Source organism: Terriglobales bacterium, assembly GCA_035567895.1.
In the GTDB taxonomy this organism is placed as follows: domain Bacteria; phylum Acidobacteriota; class Terriglobia; order Terriglobales; family Acidobacteriaceae; genus Gp1-AA112.
This window is the reverse complement of the sequence record DATMPC010000042.1, coordinates 1-23,997: the sequence shown is the minus strand read 5'-3', so window position 1 is coordinate 23,997 and position 23,997 is coordinate 1. Positions and strand designations below refer to the sequence as shown.

The following is a 23,997-nucleotide window of genomic DNA, read 5'->3' as shown; positions in this document are numbered from 1 at the left end:
GATGTGAGTCTGAGAGGTTGCGGTCGTGCCGATGCTCGCGCTCATTTCCCATATCGATACTGCTGTGCGATTCGTCTTGCTCTCGTCTCAATTAGTGCAGCTCACTCGTGAGCGCTTCAAAGTGAAGTTGAGGCTTTCGAACCTGCGTTCGGTTTTGCTGCGAACAATGTTGCTGATAACTGTGCAAAACGCGAGTTCCGCTGTTGCCCAGACTGCGCCTATCTCGCCGGATCATTCGTGGCATACGCCCGAGGAGCGAAAAATCGAGGAAGATGCGAAACAGTTTTCCGATAGCAGGTTCAACCTGGACCTTACGAAAACCTACTCGCTAGCCGATCTGATCGACTTGGCAGAGATGCACAACCCGGACACTCGTGTCGCCTGGCAACGCGCTCTCTCTCGGGCAGCGGCTTTGAGGGTTGCGCGCGCCGAACTCTATCCGACGCTCGCGGCTGCGGCCCTCTCTCAAGTCAATCGCGCACAAGATTATTTTGGCACCAGATTCTCTCGCAAGACGACTGGGGACTTTGATGTTGCACTCGATCTCAACTACCTCATCTTTGACTTTGGTGGACGCTCCGGACGAATAGACGCAGCTAGCGCGAAGGCACTTGCCACCAACTTCGCCTTTAATGACACTCACCGTCACGTCATCTATGCCGTCGAGGAAGCCTACTATCAGCTCTTAACCACAATAGGACAGGAGGACGCGGCCGGCAGCAGTCTGTCCAACGCGAAAACCGTGCAACAGGCGGCCGAAGAACGTTTGAAGAACGGGCTGGCGACTCTGCCGGATGTGCTCGAAGCCAAAAGCGCAACGGCCCAAGCGGACTTTGAGCTACAAGCGGTGTTGGGGCAGGAAGAGATTGCGAGAGGTAACTTGGCAACTGCTCTCGGAGCGTCGCCAACGACCGCCGTTCGCGTGGAGCCACTCGCAGAGCTGAGAATTCCAGAATCAATTAGTGACACCGTCGAACAGGCCATTGATCGCGCTCTTGTTCATCGCCCCGATCTCCTCGAACAAGTAGCCCAACTCCGAGCGGCTAAGGCAACCGTTAAAGAGGCCCGCTCGGCATTTTATCCGTCGCTTTCTTTCAGCGGCGGCCCCACCGCGCAATCACTCTATGGACTACAGCAGACATTTCCTTGGGGGCACACGGCTGGTTTGAATGGCGGATTGGAAATGAATCTGAATTGGACAGTCTTCGATGGTGGTGCAAGAAAAAACCGGCTGGTTCAGGCAAAAGCTGATCTTCACGCAACCGAAGCACAAGTAAATTCCGTGCGCGATCAGCTGGCCGATCAGGTCTGGACAGCTTACTCGAACCTGAATACCGCATTTCGGCAACGACAGGCGGCCAACGCGCTGCTCGAAGCGGCCACCCAGTCTTATGCCGCTGCACTCGAATCGTACAACTACGGTCTGCGCAATCTATTGGATGTGACCGCCGCCCAACGAACGCTTGCGCAAGCTCGTTCGACCGATGTCAGGGCACGCACGCAAGTACTGGCGTCGCTGGCTGATCTCGCGTTCCAGACTGCAGATTCAATTCAACCCTCGTCAAAGAAGCTGGCGCCATGAATCCCAAGAGATATCGCGAGTTTACGCGGCCTGCGTCGTTAATCGCAGCGCTGCTGCTTACCGGCTGTACACGAGCGCCATCGTTCGAGATTGTGGGATCGTTTTTTCCGGCATGGCTCGTCTGTCTCATTGTGGCCATCGTCTTCACAGCGCTGACTCAATTGGCCCTGCGGCAGTTCCGACTGACACTAGCGTTTCCGGTATTGGCCTATGCGAGTCTTGCCGCGTTCTACACGTTCGCGCTCTGGCTGATTTTTCTTCGCTAGTGAGGAATTGAGAGTATGCAAAGCGAGGTAAACGGCACGAAGCAGCTCAGCCGCTGGGTGAGCATAGGGATGGTTGCTGCCACGGCTGTGCTTGCTTCCGTAGTGCTGTACCACGTAGGACACTACCCGCGAACCGACGATGCCGAAGTATTTGCGAATTTTATCGGCATCGCGCCGCAAGTTGAGGGTCCCTTGGTCCGGCTGAATGTCAAAGACAATCAATTCGTGAAGCAGGGTGACCTGCTCTATGAAATCGATGAACGACCGTATGAATACGCTGTCGAAAACGCAATTTCTGAGCAGGCCACGCTAGAAGGACAAATCGTCGATGAACAGCGAAGAATAGCCGCACTGGTGAGTGCCGTCTCGGTTGCACAAGCGAACATCCATAGCATGGAAGCCGAGGTGGTCAACGCGCAGCAGGGTGTTAGTCGTGCTCGCGCTGAATGGAGTTATGCGAACAACAATCTGCATCGACTCGAGCCCCTGCTGCCCAAGCAGTTTGTCACCGTAGACCAAGTAGATAGAGCCAGAAGTTCGGAGATTGCCGAGGCAGAAGCTCTCCGTCAGGCGGAGTCTCGACTGCAGTTAGCAAACACAGAATTGAGTTCTGCTCTGGCGCGACACGAACAGGCGAAGCATGCTGTGACAACGCTGGAGCCTTTGATCAACCAGCGCGGCGCAAAAGCCGCGGCCGTTAAGACCGCGCGCTACAACCTTGACAGCTGTCGCGTATACGCGCCCTTCGACGCTCTTGTGACCAATCTCACAATTTCAGAAGGTGCATACGCACACGTCGGGCAGCAAATGTTCACGCTGATAGACTCGCGCACTTGGTGGGCCATCGGTAATTTCCGTGAAGGACAACTGAAACAAATTAAGCCGGGAATGTCTGCGGATATCTATGTGCTCTCAAGACCAAACCTGCGCTTCTCCGGAGTCGTGGACAGCATCGGCTTCGGCGTCACGCCGGATCCTGACGTGATTGGCAAGCTGGGCCCGGGCCTTCCTGATGTGCAGCGCACGCTCAACTGGGTGCACTTGGCATCGCGCTATCCGGTTCGGGTGCGCGTGGAGAATCCCACGGCCGATCTGTTTCGAGTTGGCGAGTCAGCTGTGGTCACGATCCGCGGAAACTAATGGCTGCTGTTCCTCAAACTCTGCCTGTGCCCCCAATGGGTCCGCTATCTTGGCTTAAGGACTTTCTTAAAGAGGAACTCACGCCTTCTCCAGGCAGGGTTGCACTTGTGGCACGCATGACCATCGCCGCCACACTGGTCATGTTTCTCACCTTGATTTTGCACATTCCGTATGGAGCTTATGGCGCTATCTATGGGCTGACCATCTCCCGTGAAAATTCGCGAGCAACCATGAGAGATTTTGAGACGATCATCATCGCGTTTGCGTTCTCGGTTGTTTATGTTCTGATCGGAGCGTTGTTCTTTCTGCAGGATCCGAACTTACGACTGCTCTGGGTGATCGGAACCATGTTCGTCATGTTCTTTTCACTCAGTGCAATGACGAATTACACTGCAGCCGCACGCTTTGGGTATCTACTCATCATCATGATCCCATTATGGGATCGCAACATTTCGACAGAGCTCAAAGTGGAAGGAAGTCTATGGGCCTTCGGCGCAACTGCCCTCGGCAGTTTGATCACAGTCCTCATCGAGCTTGTATATAGCCAACTGAATTCAGAGGACGATCTTCTTCACCCGATTGCAGAGAGATTGGCTGCGGTTAAAGAGATGCTTTGTTCCTATGCTGCATCGCGTCCCCTCACTGAAGAGTCGAAGAACCAGGTCACCCGTTATGCCATGCTGGGAACCTCAACGCTTCGCCGCACTTTGCAGCGGTCTGGATATTCACCGCATTACCGAGAACAAATGGGAGCTATGGTTGCATTGGTCGGAAGGCTTGTGGACCTTGCTGCCAGTGCGACACCGCTCATCATCGAACTTGGCGATGAAGATAAAGAGCAAATCTCTATCATGGCTGCAAAAATGGCTAGCATCCGTCGCGATCTGCTGGAAGGAAGGATGCCCCCACCCTTTGAAGTCCAAAGCGACATTGACAGGTCGCATTCTCTGCCCCTTTTGAGCGAAATACAACAAACCATCGCACTCATTCCGGAGGCCTTCAGAGGTTCGACTTCGTTGCGAGCCTACGATCCGGCGCCATCACGCGGCGATCAACTTCTAAGGATCTTTACTGCGGATGCTTTCTCCAACCGGGAACACATTAAGTTCGGATTGAAGGGATGCCTCGCGGCCACTCTTTGCTACCTCCTGTACAACGTAAAGGACTGGCAAGGGATCAGCACCTCGGTTGCAACGTGTTTTCTTACGGCGCTAAGCACAATTGGATCATCTCGGCAAAAGCAAATGTTGCGCATTGCGGGCGCGGCAGTTGGCGGCGTGATGGGGATCGGTGCGCAAGTATTCATTCTGCCCCACCTCGATTCCATCGGCGGGTTCACGATCGTATTCGTTTCCTGCACGCTTGTGGCTGCCTGGTTTGCGACCGCTAGTCCACGTCTGTCGTATTTTGGAGTTCAAATCGCAGTTGCTTTCTATTTGATCAACCTTACCGATTTTGCAGTGCAAACCTCACTTGAGCCGGCGCGGGATCGCGTTGTAGGCATTCTGCTCGGGCTATTCATGATGTGGCTTGTTTTCGACCAGCTATGGGGAATGTCTGCAGGAATGGCAATGAAGACGAACTTCGTAGCGACATTCCGACTGCTGGCGCAGTTTTCAAGAGAGCCAACTTCCGGGAAGTTGAAAGCTGCCATCGAACGTAGTTATGAGCTTCGCGACGCGATCAACAGCAAGTTCGATGAGGTGCGGGCTCAGGCTGATGCGGTTGTCTTCGAATTTGCCCCCTCGCGGCACAGCGATCTTGCATTACGACGGCGGATCCGCGCTTTGAGTCCACAGCTACGCCTGCTCTTCGTTATACGAATCACGCTGCTGAAGTACCGTCTCCACTTAGCCGGCTTTGAGTTGCCGCCATTTATTGAGGCAGCACAGGTGACGCTTGACAACCGCTTGGCTGCGGCACTGGACGGAATCGCCGATCGCCTGGAAGGTCATCCATCGGCGCAAAAACAGGACCTGGCAGCTTCCTACATTGATCTAGAACGGACGACTGAATCGATACCAGAACTCCAGCTCAAATCACATGTACGGAGCTTTCTTCTTCTCTCTAATCAAATCGTAAGCTTGGCAGACTCATTGGATCGGGCGATTTGAGTTCGCAAGTAGTCGGCCAATTCGGACCCGAGGAGCGAGTGGGAAGCGAGGAGTTCGGGATCTGCGCTCCACTGCATTAGATCAAGCATGTTGATGATGTAGAGATGCATCAGTTACAGTCGCGGGTTACGTTCCTGTGAGATCTCGGGCAGACTCTGACCAAGTACTGTCCGCAATTGAGCCTGATCCTGACAGCTGTTGGCTGAGTGCATCTATCCCTCTTTGGCGCCGGGGGTGATAGATTCCGAGGCGTTTCATTTTGGAAATGAGCGACGTGCGTTTGAGCCCCAGGCTTGCGGCAGCGCCGCCAGGCCCTCCGATCATTCCGCCTGCCGCACGCAAAGCCTTCAAGATCAGAGCGCGTTCGGAATCACGTAAAGTCCGTTCTCCCGGAACCAACGCCAGTGCACTCTTCTGTGACGTTGGCAGAGGATTCGCCAGTGCTCCGTTCTCCGAACGGATGACCGCTCGTTCCACCAGATTCTGAAGTTCCCGCACGTTCCCAGGCCAGGAATACGAGATGAACGCATTCATCGTTTCCTGCGGTACGTGATCGATGCGTTTTCCCATTCGGCTTGAAAAGACTCCGACGAAATGTGAGACCAACTGCGCAATGTCCTCGCGGCGCTCCCTTAAGGGTGGCAGCGACACAGGGAAGATGTTAAGGCGGTAGTAGAGATCGCTGCGGAATTCCTTCCGCCTGACCATCTCGGCAAGATCGCGATGCGTGGCCGCGACCAAACGAACATTTACACGGTGCGTTCGGCAGGACCCCAAGCGTTCGAACTCCTGTTCCTGCAGAACCCGCAGCAGCTTCGGCTGCAGCGCCAGCGGGATATCTCCAATTTCATCCAGGAACAACGTACCTTGATCGGCCATTTCGAAGCGGCCAATTTTCTGTGCGATGGCTCCGGTAAAGGCTCCCTTCTCGTGACCAAAGAGTTCGCTTTCCAAGAGATCAAAAGGGATGGCAGCGCAGTTCAGCTTCACGAATGGGCGCCCGCAGCGTGGGCTGAGATTGTGAATAGCGCGGGCAATTAATTCCTTGCCCGTTCCAGTCTCTCCAAGAACCAGTACGGTGGAATCAGTAGGCGCTACACGCTCCACTTCGGCTAACACAGATTCCAGAGCAGGGCTGCTGCCGACGACTTGGTCAAATTGGGGATCTCGATCCTCTCGATCACGAGACCGTGGTGTGCCGAAGGAGCCCACAACCACCTCCTACCAAAACTGTGGTTAATTAACTAGGGGCAGTCGTCATATCCAGGGCGGCGCGAACGCCCTCGAGTAGATTTCCGCAGTCAAACGGTTTTGTGAGAAATTTCACTGCACCACCTCGCATTGCCTGTAATCGCATCTTCTCCTCGCCGTGGGCTGTGATGAAGATCGTCGGAATCGGATGATTTTCGGCGTTTAACTTGGCCTGCAGATCCAACCCCGACATTCCAGGCATGCGGATGTCTGTTATCAGACAGCCGGTTTCGCTTTGTCGGCCAGAGTTCAGAAAATCTTCCGCAGACGGGAATGATTCCACCCAAAAACCCTCCGATTTCAGAAAGCGCTGAACGGCAGCTCGGTAAGATTCATCGTCTTCAACAATTGCGACCATTTTCCGCTTCCTCTTTCTGGTCATACGGGTCAAAGATAACCCTTTCTCCGCACAACGCAATTATTGGTTGTAATAGGGTCACTGACGTCTTTATATAAGGGACTCTTTGCAAGAGGGACGCGGGATGCCAGTCATCGCAGGACTTGCATTTAGCCAATGACTAGCTCGTTATCGGAAGCTTAAGTTTCTCTGCAATTCTTCCTAGCTCAGCCGGGGAGTTAGCCTGCATTTTATGCATCACTTGCCCGCGATGAACAGTTGCGGTGATTTCGCTTGTGCCGAGGGTGGATGCAATCTGCTTGGTAAGCATGCCGGAAACGATGAGGCCCATCACCTCGCGCTCGCGAGCAGTCAACTTGGCGTACCGTTCCTTCAGCTCCGCAATTTCAGTCTGCTGTTGTCGTTCTTTTGCGTCGCGCTGGAGAGCTTGTTGAATTGCATCTAAGAGATCTTGATCCCGAAATGGCTTCGTCAGAAATTCCACCGCCCCGGACTTCATCGCTTTCACAGTCATCGGGATGTCTCCGTGGCCAGTGATGAAAATGATGGGGATGTGGACTCCCATCTCGTTTAACTTGCGTTGAAGATCCAGTCCACTGATTCCCGGAAGGCGCACATCTAAGACGAGGCAACTGGGACCATTTGGAAGCTTGTGACGTAGAAAATCTTGCGGACTAGCGAACGACTCAGAATGCAAACCTACGGTCTTCAAGAGTCGCAGTGTCGCGGCGCGCATTCGGGCATCATCATCGATGATGAAAACGGTAGCTTCATCAGGAGAAGTCATGCGGCGACAGCCGTTCTGATGGGCAGCGTAAAGTGAAACGTTGTGCCTCGTCCAGAGTTCGCGGCGGCCCACACGCGCCCACCATGCGATTCCACAATGGAACGAGTGATCGATAATCCCAGACCTGTGCCTTGAGGCTTGGTAGTAAAAAATGCCTTGAATATCTGATCTGCTCTTTCGGCAGGCAAACCCACGCCATTATCACTTATCGAGATCAGCAGTTGACCATCTTCACTCAACTGCGACTTGATGCTTAGCTCGCCGCCGTTTTGCCTCATCGCCTCAATACCATTGAGCATGAGGTTCATCAATACCTGTTGCAACTGCACCCGATCTGCCGTCACTTGAGGGAGTCCTTCGGCGAGATCCGTGCGCATCATAACTGAATGTCGATTCGCCTCGTTGTGCAACAAAATCAACATCTCCGCAATGGCTTCGTTCACATCAAAAAGTTCCAGTCGCGAAGAACCTTTCTGGAACAACGAACGGACACGTTCGATGATATCGGCTGCGCGCCTCGCGTCCTTAGCCATCTCAAAAGCAGCTTCGAGCGCGTCCGGAACATCGGGCTGATTGCGATTAAGCAATCGTAAGCACACTTCAGCGTTGGTTACCGCCGCGCCAATTGGTTGTTTGATTTCGTGTGCCAACGAGGCGGTCAATTCTCCCATCGTGCTCACGCGGTTGATATGCGCGAGATCCGCCTCTAGCTGTCGTAGCCTGTCGCGCGCGTCTTCCGCGCGCTTGCGGTCCGTAATGTCGTTGTTGGTTTCCAGAATGGCTGTTGGCTCGCCCTTGTCGTCGCGCTGCAAGGACCACCGGCTCGCCACGACCACCTGAGTTCCGTCCTTTTTGGTGCGCAAGAGCTCGCCTTCCCAGCGGCCATGGCTCACCAACTCCGCCTTGATCCGTTCAAGCGGCACCGGGAATACTGTTTTCAGCAACTCAGCACTACTCGTGCCTTGGGCTTCTGCAGCAGTCCACCCGTACAATTCCTCTGCTCCACGATTCCAGTAAATGACGACCAAATTCATGTCGCGAACGAAAATTGCGTCATTCGTCAAGTTCAGGAGATCAGCTTGTTCTCGCAGAGCTTCTTCGGCACGCCTGCGCTCCGTGATATCGACCATCGTGCCGACCACTTGAACAAGCTCTCCATTGGGACCCAAAAGTGGATGGCCGATGCCATGAATATGCGTGAGTGTTCCATCGGGTTTCACGATCCTGAACTGGACGTCGCAATTTACTTTATTGAGGAACGTCCTTTCATTCGCCAGCTTCACCTTATCGCGGTCTTCTGGGTGTATTCGCTGCAACCATTGGTCAAACATTGGTAAGCCCTGGTGTGGATCAAAGCCGAAAAGTCGGAACATTTCGTCGGACCAGTACACCGTCTCGCGACTTGTGCCATCAATGGCACAACTGCCTGTTTGGGTCAGCTTCTGCGCTTCGGCAAGGTAATTCTCGCTTCGGCGCAATGCCTCCTCGACCCGCTTTTGTTGGCTTAAATCAAGCGCGAAACCAACACCCTCGTGGCCGCCTTCGTCGAACACCGCCCCTGCGACCAGCACGGGCACGCGGCTGCCGTCTTTCCGGAACAATTCCTTCTCATAAGGCTGTACGGAGCCAGTCTGCTTTATTTGTGCCAAAGCGCGTTCATCCCACTCACGCCATTCCGTTGGGGTCAAATCAGTCCAGCGTACGCGACCCGAGGCGACATCTTCACGCTCGTATTGCACCAGGCGTAGAAAGGCATCATTGGACGCGACGATGGCACCCTCAACAGTCCACATAACGACTGACAGAATATTGGCGTCGATTAGACGCCGAATCTTCGCTTCACGGTTTTCGAGATCGCGGTAGAGTCGCGTATTTTCGAGCGAGATGGTCGCTTGCGACGCAAGCACCTTCAGAACAGTGATCCGGTCGGAATTGAAAACGCGGGGAGTCAGGTTGTTTTCAAGGTAAATGACTCCGGTGAGCCTGGCCTGGTTAACCAACGGCAAACAGATAACGGAACGTGCGTGATACTGAACAATGTACGGATCCGCCGAAAACGGGTTCCCTGTACTGGCATCGTCGAGAATCACGTCCTGGCGAGTGCGCATTACGTAGCGAACGAGGGACTCGGGCAACACGGCTGAGTTGACATGTCGGAGTTCCACTCTGACGTCGTTTTCCGTAGCCGTGGCCTCCGCCTCTATCTGCAATTCATCAGATCGGGGAAGGATCAGGACACCGCGTTCAGCGCCCGCATGCTCGATGGCCACACGCATGATCCTCTCGATCAGTTTTTCCAAAACCATCTCGCCTGAGAATGCTTGCGAGACTTTGATTACGGTCGCTAGATCCAGGAGTTCGGCCGGTGCCACAATCGTGCTCGTTGTGCCCCGAGCAGGGTCCTCGTCTTTAAGGCGGGGATAGAGATAGTCGAGTTGCTTTACTTTGCCGTCAGCTCCCCAACGGACGTAGCAATACCGGGCTTCCCGCAAATACGTATCCGCGATCTTGTCGAAGCCTCGTGCCGCGTAGAAGCGGGCAGCAAGCTCGTAGGCAACGGCCTCGTTGTGAATGAATCCGTTTGTGTGCGCGGAGCGGATGGCTTTTTCGTAACAGCCTTCGGCATCGAGCACCCGGCCTTCTATTCGTGCGATTTCGGCACTGACCAGCGCCACACGGTTTTCAAAATTCGCTGGACAATGCTCCGCCCATATTTCGAGCTGTTTGTGATGAGCTATTAAAGCTTCGAAATGCTTCTGACGCGCATCGGGAGATGCGGAATCCCAGGCTGCTGCGTGTGAAAGCGCACCATAGAATCGGAATGCTGCTGATTCAAGCAGTGCTGGTGCTGCCCACAACAGTTCTTGCGCCCTCAATGACGCCTCGACGGCGGAAACATAGTCACCTGCAAAGAACCGTGCTTCTGCCTTAAGAGTCCAATATCCAAAACCAGGATCCGCTAAAGCGGGATTACTTGCCAGATGCTGCTCAAACCCAGCTTCATCGAACTCTTTGTCGTTGAACGAACCAAATTTATTCGTCAAGCCACGGAGGGTCCGGATTAGCTGGAGATCAGACCTGACGATATCGACAACGAGTCCGACGCGTGCGCTCTTAGCAAACTCGACTCCTTTCTCCGCTTCCGCTTGCGCCTCGGCAAGGGGATCTCCGACAACCAGAAAATTCGTGACCAACTGCGTGAAGCTATATGCCGCATATGTAAAATCGCCCATCCTGTAAGCGGCATCGAAGGCATGACGCACCAGGTCGCGGCTGTGCCGCGCATGTTTTGTCCACGGGACAACGACGCCGAAGCACAGACAAGTGCGAGCCTCATAACGCTTCAACCTGCGCTTCCACAATAAGTCGTGGCCGAGCTGACCAAATCGAAATGCATCTTTGTACCTACCGAAGCGCGGTCCGGCGATGATCCCAAACCACACATACGCAAAGCATGACCCATCGCCATTGCCGTGCTCGAGACTAAGATTCACCAAGTGGCAAACTACGAGTGCGCATAGGTTTTTGTCGAAGAACACTGCAGGCGTAACAAGTTCCGTCAGAACCTCTAGAACGTCCAAAATATCGGGGTTGGCGACCAAGGGCAGATCGAGGAGGTCCTCGATCTGTCGGTCGCCGAGCAGTGACCAAATCCGATCGTATTCGCGTCGTACGTCGTCGTCGGTCGGATGAGCCGACCAGCTCGTCCCGTCACGCCGAAGATATTCAAGGCATATCTCTACGCCACGTTCGAGTCGATCCGACGCCGTGTAGAGCGTAAGCTGCAAACGTGTGACAACAGCCAAATCATGGGCGCTTTTTGCCCTCGCGGCGAGCATTGAAAGCCGCTTTTCGGCGGACTCCATATCGGCAGTCAGTAGTTCACATTCAGCTGTCAGGCATTCGAGCGAAAAAATAAGATCGTAATCTGTGTCCCAATTCTCTTCTGCCAGTAGCGTCCGACCCTTCGCAAGGTAAGAAAGAGCTGAGGCATAGGCGGTCGAGAGTTTCGCCCGCCTGGCTGCGATCAAGTTGAATTCTCCGATACGCTTTCTCTCGTCATTCGAGGTAATGAGGTGAGTGGCGCGATTAAGCTGGGTTACGATCTCGAAAATTCTTGCTTCGCGCTCCTCTGAAGGAGTTCTCTCTGCCAGCAGCCTTCCGATTCGGAGGTGCGCCTCGGCGCGCGATTGTTCTGTGATCAACGAGTAGGCGGCTTCCTGAACGCGATCATGGAGGAACGAGTAGGAATCTTCGGAGCGAAAGATAAGGCCGCCTTGGACAGCTTCCCAAAGCTGGCGATGGATCTCCTCCTCTGACTCTTGGTGAAGCATGCGCAACGTGGTGAACTCTGTGCTGGTGCCTAGGCATGCAAGCAGCTTTAATGCGTTCTGGGTTTCGGCAGGCAGGCGACTAAACTTTTCCACTATTAGGTCGACCACATTATCGGTGTAACCCCTCGAGTGAATGCGATTCAGTTCCCAAGACCATCGCCCTTCGCCATGATCGAAGGCGAGTAATCCTTCTTCAGCCAGCGAAGCAATGAACTGAATCGCGAAAAACGGATTGCCCGCGGTCTTCTCATGGATAAGTTGTGCCAGTGGGGTAGCACGATCCGGCTCGCAACGAAGCGCATCTGCAATCAGTAGCTCGAGATCATTGCGAGTTAAGGGAGCAAGTACGATATCGTGCACGATTGCTCCGGTCTGACGTATCGCTTGCAGCTTGCGCATCAGCGGATGTGTGGGGTCCACTTCGTTGTCTCGGTAAGCGCCGATCAACATGAAATGCTTCACGTCGGACTGGCTCAACAGATCATCGATCAAATCCAGCGTCGCAGCATCGAGCCATTGCAAGTCGTCGAGAAAAAGTGCCAGAGGGTGTTCCGAGCGGGCAAAAACGCTGATGAATCGGCGGAACACTACGTGGAACCGACGTTGAGCATCCTGCGTCGAAAGTTCGGGAACAGGCTGCTGTTCTCCTATAATCCGCTTCAGTTCCGGAACCAGATCAACAATGAGCTGTCCGTTCTGATCTAGCGCCTTACGAAGGGCATCGCGCCATGGGGTCAGCTCTGCTTCGCTCTTGCCAAGAAGTGGATGAATGAGGCCCTGGAAGGCCTGCGCCAAAGTGGCATAGGGGATGTCGCGCTTGTACTGATCGAATTTACCCGACGCAAAGAGTGCGTGCAGTGGAAGCAGAGCTTTATGAAGCTCATTTACGACGGATGACTTACCAACACCGGCATATCCGGAAACCAACACCAACTCCGGTCTGGCGCCAGATACGATTCGGTCAAACGATGCAATCAATCGGTCGATCTCGGATGCTCGCCCGTACAACTTCTCCGGAATTAGCAGCCTGTCCGGCACATCATGTTCGCCAAGCGGAAATTGACTGATACTCGTATCGTTTTCCAACTCAGCAAGACAACGCTCAAGATCCTTTTTGGTACCGTACGCTGTCTGATAACGGTCCTCAGGAGTTTTGGCAAGCAACTTCATTACGATTGCAGAGACTGTGAGAGGTACATTCTGTGACCGCTCGTGAGGCGGCATGGGTTGTCGTGCGATATGGCAATGCACCCACTCCATCGGATCCGATGCGATAAAGGGCAGGCTACCGGTGAGCAGTTCGTAGAGCATGACACCGAGTGCGTACAGATCGGTACGAGAATCGATCGAACGATTCATGCGTCCCGTCTGTTCCGGTGCCATGTAAGCGAGGGTTCCCGAAATGAATTCAGGAGGTTCGAGGGACCGGCGTTCGCGCGGCAAGCGTGAAGCGATCCCGAAACCCGTAAGCCATACGCGGCCATCTTCAGGTGCAACCAAAATGTTCGAGGGCTTCAGGTCTTTGTGGATGATATGCCGCTTGTGTAACTGACCGACTACATCTGCAATAGCGATAGCCAGGGGCAGAAACACTTTCATTTCCATCGGCGCGTCAACGAGCTGATTGAGAGGTTTACCCCCGGGATCTTCGAATACGAGAACACTCCGCTCGTTGTGCTGGGATAAGGTTATGGGCCGAAGTGCCCATGTTGTGTCCAGTTCGCTTCTCAACGAATATTCGTGCTCCAGCTTCTTGAGAGTTTCGAGCGCTGAGTGAGGTGAAACAGTTTCGAGTAGGAGGATAGGGGGGACTTTTACCTCTTTCGAGTGGCCCCGATACAGGATAAATTCTTGGTCCCTGCGTAGGAGTTCTACTTCATACCCTGAGAGTTCCACGATTTCTTATCCTTCCCCCACCAGAACACCACTGTGGTGTTAGGGCTCGCGGCTCCGCGCTGCCCGGTGGTCTGGCCGTTAGAAGATGAACCGTGCGTCCAATTGAATCTCACGCGAACGCCCGACGGTGGTAAATATCCGGCCGGAGTTGTCAGCGAAATCACCAGCCGCATTTTTAAAAATAGCGTCTCCGTTCCCTCCCAGAGCGATAGGATTTTGCGTGTTACTGGGAACGGCAAAATTCGGATGATTCAGCAAATTGAACAAGTCTGCTCCGAAGGCGATTTCCGTTTCTTTCGGTAGATGAAAGGCCTTACGAAGGCTCAGATCAAATTGCGCGAAGCCAGGTCCGCTCAGCGAATTTCTGCCAGCAGTGCCAAACTGACCGAGAGGCGGTAACGCAAATGCAGTCGGGTTAAACCAACATGCTGGTGTACCCACTCTGGTGCCGTTTGGACAAACACCTGAGTAAGGATTGCCAATGAGGTTTGGTCTTTCCGCGGTTACCACAGACTGCAAACCCGCATTGTCGAACGAAAGTACTGGCGTAAAAGGCACATTGCTGTGAACGCTGGCAATGCCCGAGAGCTGCCATCCGCCGAACTCCCTTCCGCGTCCAAACGGCAGTTCATATACAACGTTCCCGACGAAATTGTGCCGGATGTCAAATCCCGAGCGGCCTCGGCTTCCCTTGCGATTGAAAATGTCCTGAGACTCTGGCTCGTTAACCGCTTCTATGAGAAAAGCGTTAGAAGCATCATCAATCGAATGAGACAACGTGTAAGAGACCTGCCAGGAAAAATTATCGCTGTGCTGTCTTGAGACGGACAGTTGGAAGGAGTTATAGAAAGATTGAGCATCGGTTAGCACCATCTGCAGAGGGGAGGGCAAGTTGGGATTGAAGCGATGTCCCAACGCTAGTTCGAATGGGTTCTGCTCTCCCGCACGCGTGAGGTGATTGCCGCGCGCACCAAAGTATCCTGCGCTGAGAATCGTACCTTGCGTGATTTCCCGTTCCAAGTTGAGGTTATATTGCATCGCGTACGGGAACTTCGGATGGTAAGTCGTTTGGATCAGAAATAGTGGTTGTGTGAGCACCGCATTTTGAGGGTTAGGAAAACTGGGGAAAATCAAAGTATCTATGCCAAAAAAAGGAGGTAGAAACCGATCAATGCCAAATAGAATTACGGGCAATTGGTCGCGAAAGATACCGCTTCCCGCGCGCAGTACAGTCTTGCCGTCACCCGATATGCCCCAAGCGAAGCCAACCTGTGGTGAGATGAGATCCCGCGGTGTCGCCGCAAATACTTTGCCAACCGTCGGCCCGGAATCGGTGGCCGGATCACGAATGACCGACAGACGTCCTTGTACCTCGGTTGGGTTGGAGTAAAGATCGTATCGCAACCCTGCATTCACGGTCAGACGGCTGCTTACTCGCAGGAAATCCTGCGCAAATCCAGACACAGTATTCTGTCGGTAGTTACGGTGCGAATCGGACATTGAGGGAACAGAACCCAAGTATGAAAAAGGCAGCCCCTCAAGAAAGAATTCCAGAGGCGGGTTGTTGCTGTGTACTGGAAAACCGAAGGGACTCAAATCCACGAACGAATACAGTCCATTTACCGCAGCATCTAAGGGGCCGTTGGACTGAATTCTTCGGAACTCACCCCCGAATTTAAAAGTCTCACGGCCAGTTGTGCGCGAAACCTGTTCCTGAATTTGATATACCGTCGAAAAATCACCCAGGGGAATGTCTATGTTGTGGCCAATGAAGCTCATACCCGCAATGTCGAGCATCCCGAAGGGCCGGCCTGGAACTCTGGAAATAGAGAGACCAGGGTGTGTGTCGACAATCGAGGTTGACGCGGTTGTGCGGTTGATACCGAAGCGTAGTTCATTGGACAACTGCGGTCCGAAATTTTTCCGATCCTGCAGAGTGAAGTACTGATTCCGAGCCTGCTGACCTACTGGAAAGCCAGGGACGTACGTGCCGGGAGGAGAGCCGAAATAAGGAACCAGTGACGAACTGTCATCAATTATGTAACGCCCGAACAACGAATGGACATCGGAGAAATTGTGATCCATGCGAACCATACCACGGTGCTCATTTGTTGCGCCTTTATCGGCAGTGATCAGGTCGCCCGTTCCGTCACCGTTATCTTCCCCATTCGAAGGTGGTAGAAGTGCAAGAAAAGGCTGCACTCGGGGATTAACACCGATGGGAATACAACCGTTAGGAGTGGCACTGCGGCAAGCGCTCGGATCGCTTGCAGAGGGCAGCAGGCCTTGACGAGCAAGGGCGTCAGGGACGGTAGCTATTGCTGTGGATGCCTGCACTTCGCGGAAGCCTTCATAGCTCACAAAAAAGAATGTGCGGTCATGCACTATGGGCCCACCAACGCTGGCGCCAAATTGGTTCCGGACAAATTGTGGGATCGGAAGATTAGGCACATCGAAGTAGTTCTTGGCATCAAGTGCTGCATCGCGATGCATTTCGAATAACGATCCATGAAGCTGATTGCTTCCTGACTTGGTGATGGCCTCGACGATTCCGCCACCATGGTTGCCATAATCTGCATTAAAGGTCTGGGTGAGGACGTTTACCTCCGCGAATTCATCGAGCCCGAGAAAGAGTCCGGAGGCACCCGCCGGCGAAAAGCCAAACACGGGATCGTTTGCGTCCATGCCGTCGATCAGAACGTTCGTCCAACTCGGACGCATACCGTGAATTGAAATTTGCCCGGTCTTGCCGTTTGAAAGCAATGACGGAGCACTGCTGGGCGTTGGGGCGACGCCAGGCTCCAAAACCGCGGCCTTAAATAAATCGCGGCCGTTCAGGGGAAGTTCGGCCAGGTTTCGTTCATCAAGGGAGCCGCCTACAGTCGAAGAAGTACTGTCAACTCCAACGACGTCCGCTGTGACCCTGACTTCTTGTGGCACGGTGCCCACCGCAAGTGACAGATTTATCGCTAACGCATCACCTGATCCGAGTGCAATTCCTTCTCGAACCTCTGTTTGGAAGCTTTCTTTCTCTACACGGACCGTGTATTTTCCGCTTGGCAGGCCGGCTACGTAGAACTGGCCTTTGGCGTCGGTGCGCGCATTCCGTTTCAATCCGGTGCTTATATTAACGAGAGTGACTTCGGCTTCGACAACAACAGCACCTGTTGAATCGGTGATGGTGCCGAAAACTTTCCCAAGCTGCGTTTGCGACCAGCCATACGTTGAGACGACCAACGCTAACGACAGCGCCAAGAGTGTACGCGATGCGGATTTCTTGCTATGAGTTGCGGTCGCAGTCATGTCGCGCCTCTTCCTAACTTTGCATTCGATGTACTGAACCGTCAGTCCACCTCGTTCATAATGCCGTCCATTTGCTGTCCTGTGAGATCTCGACAGACTCTGACTAAGCACTGTCCGCAATCGAGCCAGATCCAGACAGCTGTTGGCTGAGCGCATCTATCCCTCTTTGGCGCCGGGGGTGATAGATTCCGAGGCGTTTCATTTTGGAAATGAGCGACGTGCGTTTGACTCCCAGGCTTGCGGCAGCGCCGCCAGGCCCTCCGATCATACCGCCTGCCGCACGCAAAGCCTTCAAGATCAGAGCCCGTTCGGATTCCCAAAATGTGCCGTCTTCAGGAATAACTGTCTCTGCGCCTTGATGCGATGCCGGCAAAGGACTAGCAAGTACTCCGTCGTCCGACCGGATGACCGCTCGCTCCACCAGGTTCTGAAGTTCGCGCACGTTCCCTGGCCAGGAATACGACACGAAGGCATTGAGTGTGTGCGCCGGTATCTCATCGATCTGTTTTCCCATGCGCCGTGAAAAAACCTCAACGAAATGTGATACCAACTGCGGAATGTCCTCGACGCGCTCGCGTAAGGGTGGAACCGACAGAGGGAAAACATTCAGACGGTAATAGAGATCGCTGCGGAATTCTTTCCGCCTGACCATCTCGGCAAGATCGCGATGCGTGGCCGCAACCAAACGAACATTGACGCGATGTGTCCGGCCGCTCCCCAGCCGCTCGAATTCCCGTTCCTGCAAGACGCGCAGCAGCTTGGGTTGGAGCGCCAGGGGAATATCCCCGATTTCATCCAAGAACAAGGTTCCGCCATCGGCCATTTCGAAGCGGCCAATTTTTTGCGCCACGGCCCCGGTAAATGCACCCTTTTCGTGCCCGAACAACTCGCTCTCTAACAGATCGAAGGGAATGGCAGCGCAGTTCAGCTTCACGAATGGGCGCCCGCAGCGTGGGCTGAGATTGTGAATAGCGCGGGCAATTAATTCCTTGCCCGATCCGGTTTCTCCTAGAACCAGCACAGTGGAATCGGTTAGTGCCACGCGGTCCACTTCGGCGAGCGCAGATTTCAGAGCAGGGCTACTGCCTATGATTTGTTTAAATCTATCCTCAGCACAACCATTTTCACTGGACGGAACTCTGTTGACGTTTTCCATGACTCACCCCCCACAAACATTCTCTGTAAAGCCCGAGCTGGAGCCTAGAGAAACACGTGATGTGTACATCTGCATGACTCCTTTAGTCATATGGTCTTCGCACTGCCTTCGTCATGCCGCAAGGCTGCACGAACGGTTTGGAGCAAAAGCTCGTCATTGAAAGGCTTGCTTAGAAATGCGACGGCACCGGCTTCCAATGCCTTCTGACGGGATTCCTTATCGTCGTAAGCGGTAATGAAAATAATTGGAATGTTGCATCCTGTGGCAGCGACATGGCTTTGAAGATGCAGCCCATCCATGCCCGGCATTCGTAGGTCAACAACAAGACACGAGGTCTCGTTTACGTGGGAAGACCTTAAGAAAGTTTCGGAAGACTCGAAGGCCGCCGCTCGAAAGCCAAAAGACTCGATCAGCAATGTCGTCGTCCTGCGGACGGACTCATCGTCGTCAACTATCGAGATCAGATTCTTTCTTAGTCCGCATTCTTCCCGTAAAGCTGAACGAATGGTTTGAAGCAAAAGCTCATCACTAAAAGGTTTGCCGAGGAATGCGACGGCACCGGCTTGCAATGCCCGTCGACGGGATTCTTGGTTGTCGTAGGCGGTGACGAAAATGATAGGGATCCTGTAACCGGCAGCGGCCAAATGGCTTTGAAGCTGGAGCCCATTCATCCCCGGCATCTGCACGTCGACGATGAGACATGACGTCTCCCGGGCCTCCGCGGATCTCAAAAAACTTTCGGCAGATTCGAAGGCTGCCGCTCGAAACCCAAAAGATTCGATGAGGAGCGATGTGGTTCTGCGGATGGACTCGTCGTCGTCAACTACCGAGATTAGATTTTTCATCACTCTCAACTCCCATTGAACTGAAGGTATTCCTCAACGGGAGAAGAATCTATTCGGTGTTGGTATTTTTAAGTCGGCAAAAAGGAGAATGCCCGTAAGCTTTAGCTTACGACGCTTTTTCTGACGGGACCTTGAGCTTCTCGATCATTTTTATCAGCTCGGCAAGTGATGCTGCGTGCATCTTCTCCATTGCCCGGCCGCGCTGGACCTTTACGGTGCTTTCCGCGGTTCCGAGTTGAGCTGCTATCTGTTTGTTGAGCATCCCCGAGACCACCAAGGAGATCACCTCTTGCTCGCGAGATGTCAGAGAGTCGAAGCGCCGCCGAAGGTCCGCCACTTTTTTCTCTTGTTCGCGTCTGGCACGATCCCGATCGAGTGCGGCGCGAACAGCGTCCAGCAGATCCTGGTCACGGAACGGTTTGGTGAGGAATTCAACGGCGCCAGCCTTCATCGCTCGAACACTCATGAGAATATCGCCGTGCCCGGTGAGAAAGACTATTGGGATACGAATATTTCTCGCCGCAAGCTCGCGTTGGAAATCGAGTCCACTCAATCCCGGTAGCCTCACGTCCAGTACAAGGCAGCTGGGAACGTCGGGCAGTTTTTTGCGCAGAAAGCTATCTGCTGAATCAAAGGTTTCCGCCTGCAGACCCACCGTGCTTAAGAGGAACTTGAGCGAAGAGCGTACTGATGGGTCGTCATCGACAGCAAATACTATGCGAGGCTCCGTCATGAAAGACTCCCGCCAGCAACCGGCAGCGTGAACGAAAACGTCGCACCGTGAGGAGAATTGGGTGTGACCCACAATCGGCCACCATGACCTTCGACGAGCGAACGGCTAATCGGCAGACCCATCCCCATACCGCTTGCCTTCGTGGTAAAGAACGGGGTGAACAAACGATCTGCCTCTGAGCCGAGGCCTATGCCGGCGTCGCGTACTGCAACCAGTATTCCGCCAGACTCATCCGCCTGGGATTGCACCCAAAGCACGAGAGGGCGGTCTGTAACCGCGGTCATCGCTTCGATGCCATTCATAATCAAGTTCAGCAGAACCTGCTGCAACTGAACGCGATCAGCCAGGACGAGGGGCAATGTTTTGGTCAATTGGCACTCGACAAAGATTCGTTTCTTCTGAAGCTCATGGCCAGCTAGAGTCAACACCTCCTGGATAACCTCGTTTATATCCAGTTCGCTCTTTTCCGCAGGCGCGTTCTTTATGAATGCGCGAATCCGAGCTATAACAGCACTCGCACGAGTGGCATCCGCAACAATTTCTTCGAGAGCCCGTCGCAGAACCTCAGGATCGAGATTGCGATCAGTGAGCAGTCTGAGGCATGCGCTAGCGTTATTTGTTATCGCGGTCAGAGGTTGGTTAACTTCATGGGCTATGGAAGCTGCCAATTCGCCCATAGTTGTCAGCCGGGAGACCCGAGCAAGGTCCACCTGAGTTGCGTAAAGGGATTGTTGGGCCTCTTGAAGCTTTTCTTGCGCTCGCTTTTGCTCGGTCAAGTCGAGCACGAAAGCGACACCGTCGTTCCCATCGCCTTCGAAGAGTGCGCCGCCGAGAAGTACAGGTACGCGGCTGCCATCTTTCCGGAAGAACTCCTTCTCGAAGGTTTGAAAGATGCCAGTCGTCTTTAGCTCGGTTATTGCCCATTCGTCACGATCGCGCCATTCGGCAGGTGTGAGTTCCGTCCAGCGCACACGACCGGAAGCGATATCCTCAATGTCGTATTGCACCATGCGGAGAAATGCTTCGTTGGCCCCGGTGATCGCCCCTTGGAGATTCCACATAACCATTCCGACAACATTGGCATCGACCAGACGCCGGATCTTCGCTTCCAACCCTCTTGCCAATTCACGGACTTCTGCTTCTGCCTTTTCGCGCTCGGACACCTGGAATTTCAGGTCTTCGATATGTGCCAGCGCTTGATACGCGGAAGAGGCAAACTTCCCTAGAGACGCCATGACCCGATCATCTTCTGCGTCGAACTTGCGGCGGTCGCTGTGCATAATCGCCCAGATGGTTCCAACCGCCTCGCCGGCGACGTAAAACGGGACCAGCAGGCATTCTTCGGCTGCCGGACTGACTGGCATCAAATAGGGATAACGCCGCTCGAAGTGGGTGAACAACAAGGTACGATTTTGATCGAGGACGTCTCCGCACGGTCCGAAGTTCCGCGGGGTCCCACCTCCAACGTGCGGATTCCACAAGCCGGCGATAGCTGGCCAATAGAACCTTTTGCCGCAAATGTCTGGTTTTTGGCCATCCCTTGTCAGCAGGCTAAGGCCAGCGGAGTCACACTGGGTGATATCCAGAATCGTATCAGCCAGCGTCTGAAAAATGGTGCTTGGTGAATCGGCGAGTCCGCTCATCAGTGCCACGAGCGCGCGATTCTCTTTTTCATAATCAGGAGGACGCCATGGGCGGCGCTGCAACTCCTCGGTGCAGAGGATCGACTCTAGCGAAGCCCCAGCTTCTGGAATTGAATCTTCCAACTTGGTGTTGGCTCTTGACGTGGAAAATGAACGCATATTTCTACCTTCAACGGCGGCGCGATTTCACGCGCCTTAGGAGTCTTCCTATCAGTCGCCTAGCAGTAATGCAGACATCATCGTCCGTCGTTCTGTTGCAACGCCAAATGTACGGCGCCGAGTAAAGCTTCGCGGCGTACAGGTCATACCATTGTGAACGCTCAAGTCTTGGCATTGTTAGCCCTCCTTTCGGCGTCGCTTTGCCAGGAATGGATAAGCTGGCTGCCGAGTCGGACGTCATTCTCAGTAATGCCGAGTGCGATTTTGTCGACAGAGGCTTTCATCAAAGTTCACCGTCGCCGAAAATATCTGTCGGCGAAGCGGGACGTTTTGGGTCGACTTTTGTTTTGCGGGACATTACAAGGGGCCTATTTTATACCAGAAAACACCGTCGACTACCGAGTTTTCTGTATTTAACACAGACAGTTGGCATGCCACCTCGTTCGTCGCATGTCGAATGACCCGACATTTCAACGGTAGTGCAATGCCAAGGTGATCATTTGTCGGTTCCGTAAATTCTGGCCCTCCTAATTCCGGAAATTCTGGCACGCCTAAGAACCTCCAGAAGCGCTAAAACTCCCTGTGCTCCGGCTTAGCCAGGAGCGGAGGGAGGAGAATGTTGGGCATGCTGAAACGACATGAAGTTGAGATTTTACTGAAGGCTGGTCACGCGAAGACCGAAGTAGCGCGCTTAAGCGGGGTTTCGCTGCGTTCGGTAAAACGCATCGCCGAAGAGCACCCGGTGGGGCACGTCGATGATGTGGCCGAGCGCAGGAAACGCCAGATCGGTCGGCCCAGCACGGTCGTGACTTTCCGGAAACAGGTGGTCGAGATTCTGCAGGAAGCGCCGGATCTGGCCACGCTGGAGATTTTGCGGCGAGTTCGGGAAAGTGGTTATCGAGGGGGCAAGACGTGGCTTTACGCGCTGGTGGCCTCGCTTCGCCCGAAAGTGGCCAAGCCGCTGGTTCGCTTCGAAGGTCTTCCCGGAGAGTTCAGTCAGCACGATTTTGGGCAAGTGGAAGTGGAGTTCCGCGATGGTACCCGGGAGCGGATCCATTTCTTCGCCTCGCGTCTGAAGTACTCCCGCTTGGTGCGTGTCAGTTTGGTCAAGGACGAGAGGGTAGAAAGTTTAGTGCGCACCTTGGCCGAGCATCGCGCGGCGATGGTGGCAGCGGTATCCGGTAAACGCGGCAAACGCTACTTGAAGCGGCAGCAGCTGCTGGAGCTGGGAGAGCCTGCCATTCGCTATCTCACCGAGATCGTACATCGCCGACCACGGCAGTGGTTCGAGGATGTCGATCGGCTGCACCAGATTCTCCAGAGCCACGGGCCGGACGTTCTCCGGCGAGCCATGGAAGAAGGACTGAAGCAGCAGATCTTTGGCGCGTTTTACGTGGAGCGATCTCTGCAAGCCGAGTTGAGCTTCCCGCAGGTGGTGCAATGAAAAGCGACGAAAAGGGGGATGCTATGGGTTGACCAAGTCAGCGATCGTCGTTCCTAGGCGATCCTAGCGCAAAATTTTTCTGTGCAGAACGAGGCACAAGCAAAAATAACGGGAAGATCCTCCCTTCCGAAGAAAACTGGGAGAGGTCTTTTGTTTTGCTTTTCCTCCCTGGCAGAGCGGGGTTGCAGCGGCCCGCAGCGGTCAAGGGCGCGCCGCATTTTGGGCGCGGCGGGAGCGGACCCTTGACGGCGAGGACCGCTGCAAAAGAATCGGTGAGGGAGGAAAAGAACTCATTCTCAACGGTGCACGATGTCGATCACAACGGAGGGCAATCATGACGAGTAAGAATCACAATCCCGGGCCCACGCTGAAAATCCCCAAACTCTCGGAAGGGCAGCTGGAGCCTCTGTTCCGAAGGCTGAACCTGGCGCACACGCGGCGTATCTACCAAGACGTGGCGGATCGAGCCGAAAAGGAGAGCTGGAGCTATCGCGACTTTCTGGCTCTTCTGCTAGCTGAAGAAGTGGCGCACCGCAAGCAAACCCGCCTGCAGCGCTGTACGCGCAGCGCTCACTTCCCCTTCTTCAAGACGATTGATGAGTTCGACTTCAGTCTGCAGACCACACTCCGTCAGTCCCTGCTCGGTTCCTACTTGGGACCGGACTTCGTCACCGAGGGACGCTCGTTGATTCTTTACGGCAAGACCGGCCGAGGAAAAACCCACCTGGCCATCGCCATCGGCTATCGTGCCATCCAGAATGGTTTCGAGACGTTCTGCACCACCGCCGCCGAACTCATCGAGGATCTTTCCAATGCCAGCAGAAAAGGACAGTTGCAGCAAGCGCTGCTCACTTACACTCGCCCTCATGTCTTGGTCATTGACGAGGTCGGCTACTTGACTTACGGGCAGGACGCTGCCAATGTCCTGTTCCATGTCGTCAACCATCGCCACTTGAAGAAACGCCCCATGATCTTCACTACCAATA

At 54.1% G+C, this 23,997-nt stretch carries 15 protein-coding genes; 6 read left to right on the top strand and 9 right to left on the bottom strand.

What is annotated here, in order from left to right; translation table 11 throughout:
* Nucleotides 1–31 precede the first annotated feature (31 nt).
* The 4 genes from VNX88_09025 to VNX88_09010 are packed head-to-tail and all read left to right on the top strand — an operon-like array spanning nucleotide 32 to nucleotide 5,102.
* Nucleotides 32–1,582: a TolC family protein gene (locus VNX88_09025; GenBank protein ID HWY68794.1), complete on the top strand. Its 1,551-nt coding sequence runs from the start codon at nucleotides 32–34 to the stop codon at nucleotides 1,580–1,582.
* Nucleotides 1,579–1,848: a YtcA family lipoprotein gene (locus VNX88_09020; GenBank protein ID HWY68793.1), complete on the top strand. Its 270-nt coding sequence runs from the start codon at nucleotides 1,579–1,581 to the stop codon at nucleotides 1,846–1,848. The genes VNX88_09025 and VNX88_09020 overlap by 4 nt, the downstream gene beginning before the upstream one ends.
* A gap of 15 nt (nucleotides 1,849–1,863) precedes the next feature.
* Nucleotides 1,864–2,988, top strand: coding sequence for a biotin/lipoyl-binding protein (locus tag VNX88_09015; GenBank protein ID HWY68792.1), 1,125 nt, complete (start codon nucleotides 1,864–1,866; stop codon nucleotides 2,986–2,988).
* Entirely contained in the window at nucleotides 2,988–5,102 is a 2,115-nt protein-coding gene (locus VNX88_09010; protein HWY68791.1) for an FUSC family protein, read from the top strand. The genes VNX88_09015 and VNX88_09010 overlap by 1 nt, the downstream gene beginning before the upstream one ends.
* 126 nt (nucleotides 5,103–5,228) lie before the next feature.
* On the opposite strand, the gene VNX88_09005 is transcribed toward VNX88_09010, so the two are convergent.
* The 9 genes from VNX88_09005 to VNX88_08965 all read right to left on the bottom strand — a co-directional run bounded on the left by VNX88_09005 (nucleotide 5,229) and on the right by VNX88_08965 (nucleotide 21,567).
* Nucleotides 5,229–6,314 (bottom strand): sigma 54-interacting transcriptional regulator, encoded by a 1,086-nt coding sequence (locus tag VNX88_09005; protein HWY68790.1) that lies wholly within the window; start codon nucleotides 6,312–6,314, stop codon nucleotides 5,229–5,231.
* Nucleotides 6,315–6,342: 28 nt separating this feature from the next.
* Nucleotides 6,343–6,711 (bottom strand): response regulator, encoded by a 369-nt coding sequence (locus tag VNX88_09000; protein ID HWY68789.1) that lies wholly within the window; start codon nucleotides 6,709–6,711, stop codon nucleotides 6,343–6,345.
* 160 nt (nucleotides 6,712–6,871) lie between these two features.
* On the bottom strand, nucleotides 6,872–7,498 hold the full coding sequence (locus VNX88_08995) for a response regulator transcription factor (protein HWY68788.1): 627 nt from the start codon (nucleotides 7,496–7,498) through the stop codon (nucleotides 6,872–6,874).
* The gene (locus VNX88_08990; protein ID HWY68787.1) at nucleotides 7,495–13,728 is read right to left on the bottom strand and encodes an AAA family ATPase; all 6,234 of its coding nucleotides are present in this window, start codon (nucleotides 13,726–13,728) and stop codon (nucleotides 7,495–7,497) included. The genes VNX88_08995 and VNX88_08990 overlap by 4 nt, the downstream gene beginning before the upstream one ends.
* Nucleotides 13,729–13,806: 78 nt before the next feature.
* The gene (locus VNX88_08985; GenBank protein ID HWY68786.1) at nucleotides 13,807–17,031 is read right to left on the bottom strand and encodes a carboxypeptidase regulatory-like domain-containing protein; all 3,225 of its coding nucleotides are present in this window, start codon (nucleotides 17,029–17,031) and stop codon (nucleotides 13,807–13,809) included.
* A 103-nt stretch (nucleotides 17,032–17,134) separates the two neighbouring features.
* Nucleotides 17,135–18,187 carry a sigma 54-interacting transcriptional regulator gene (locus VNX88_08980; GenBank protein HWY68785.1) on the bottom strand — a complete coding sequence of 351 codons (1,053 nt, stop codon included), beginning with the start codon at nucleotides 18,185–18,187 and terminating at the stop codon, nucleotides 17,135–17,137.
* An 86-nt stretch (nucleotides 18,188–18,273) separates the two neighbouring features.
* The gene (locus VNX88_08975; protein ID HWY68784.1) at nucleotides 18,274–19,032 is read right to left on the bottom strand and encodes a response regulator; all 759 of its coding nucleotides are present in this window, start codon (nucleotides 19,030–19,032) and stop codon (nucleotides 18,274–18,276) included.
* Nucleotides 19,033–19,138: 106 nt separating this feature from the next.
* Nucleotides 19,139–19,765: a response regulator transcription factor gene (locus tag VNX88_08970; GenBank protein HWY68783.1), complete on the bottom strand. Its 627-nt coding sequence runs from the start codon at nucleotides 19,763–19,765 to the stop codon at nucleotides 19,139–19,141.
* Nucleotides 19,762–21,567, bottom strand: a complete 1,806-nt coding sequence (locus VNX88_08965) for an ATP-binding protein (protein ID HWY68782.1) — start codon at nucleotides 21,565–21,567, stop codon at nucleotides 19,762–19,764. Before VNX88_08965 ends, VNX88_08970 begins: the two co-directional genes overlap by 4 nt.
* A 625-nt stretch (nucleotides 21,568–22,192) precedes the next feature.
* Here VNX88_08965 and VNX88_08960 point away from each other — a divergent pair.
* Nucleotides 22,193–23,011 (top strand): hypothetical protein, encoded by an 819-nt coding sequence (locus VNX88_08960; protein HWY68781.1) that lies wholly within the window; start codon nucleotides 22,193–22,195, stop codon nucleotides 23,009–23,011.
* Between the two features lie 334 nt (nucleotides 23,012–23,345).
* Nucleotides 23,346–23,997: ATP-binding protein (locus VNX88_08955; protein HWY68780.1), on the top strand; the 652-nt coding region annotated here is incomplete at its 3' end.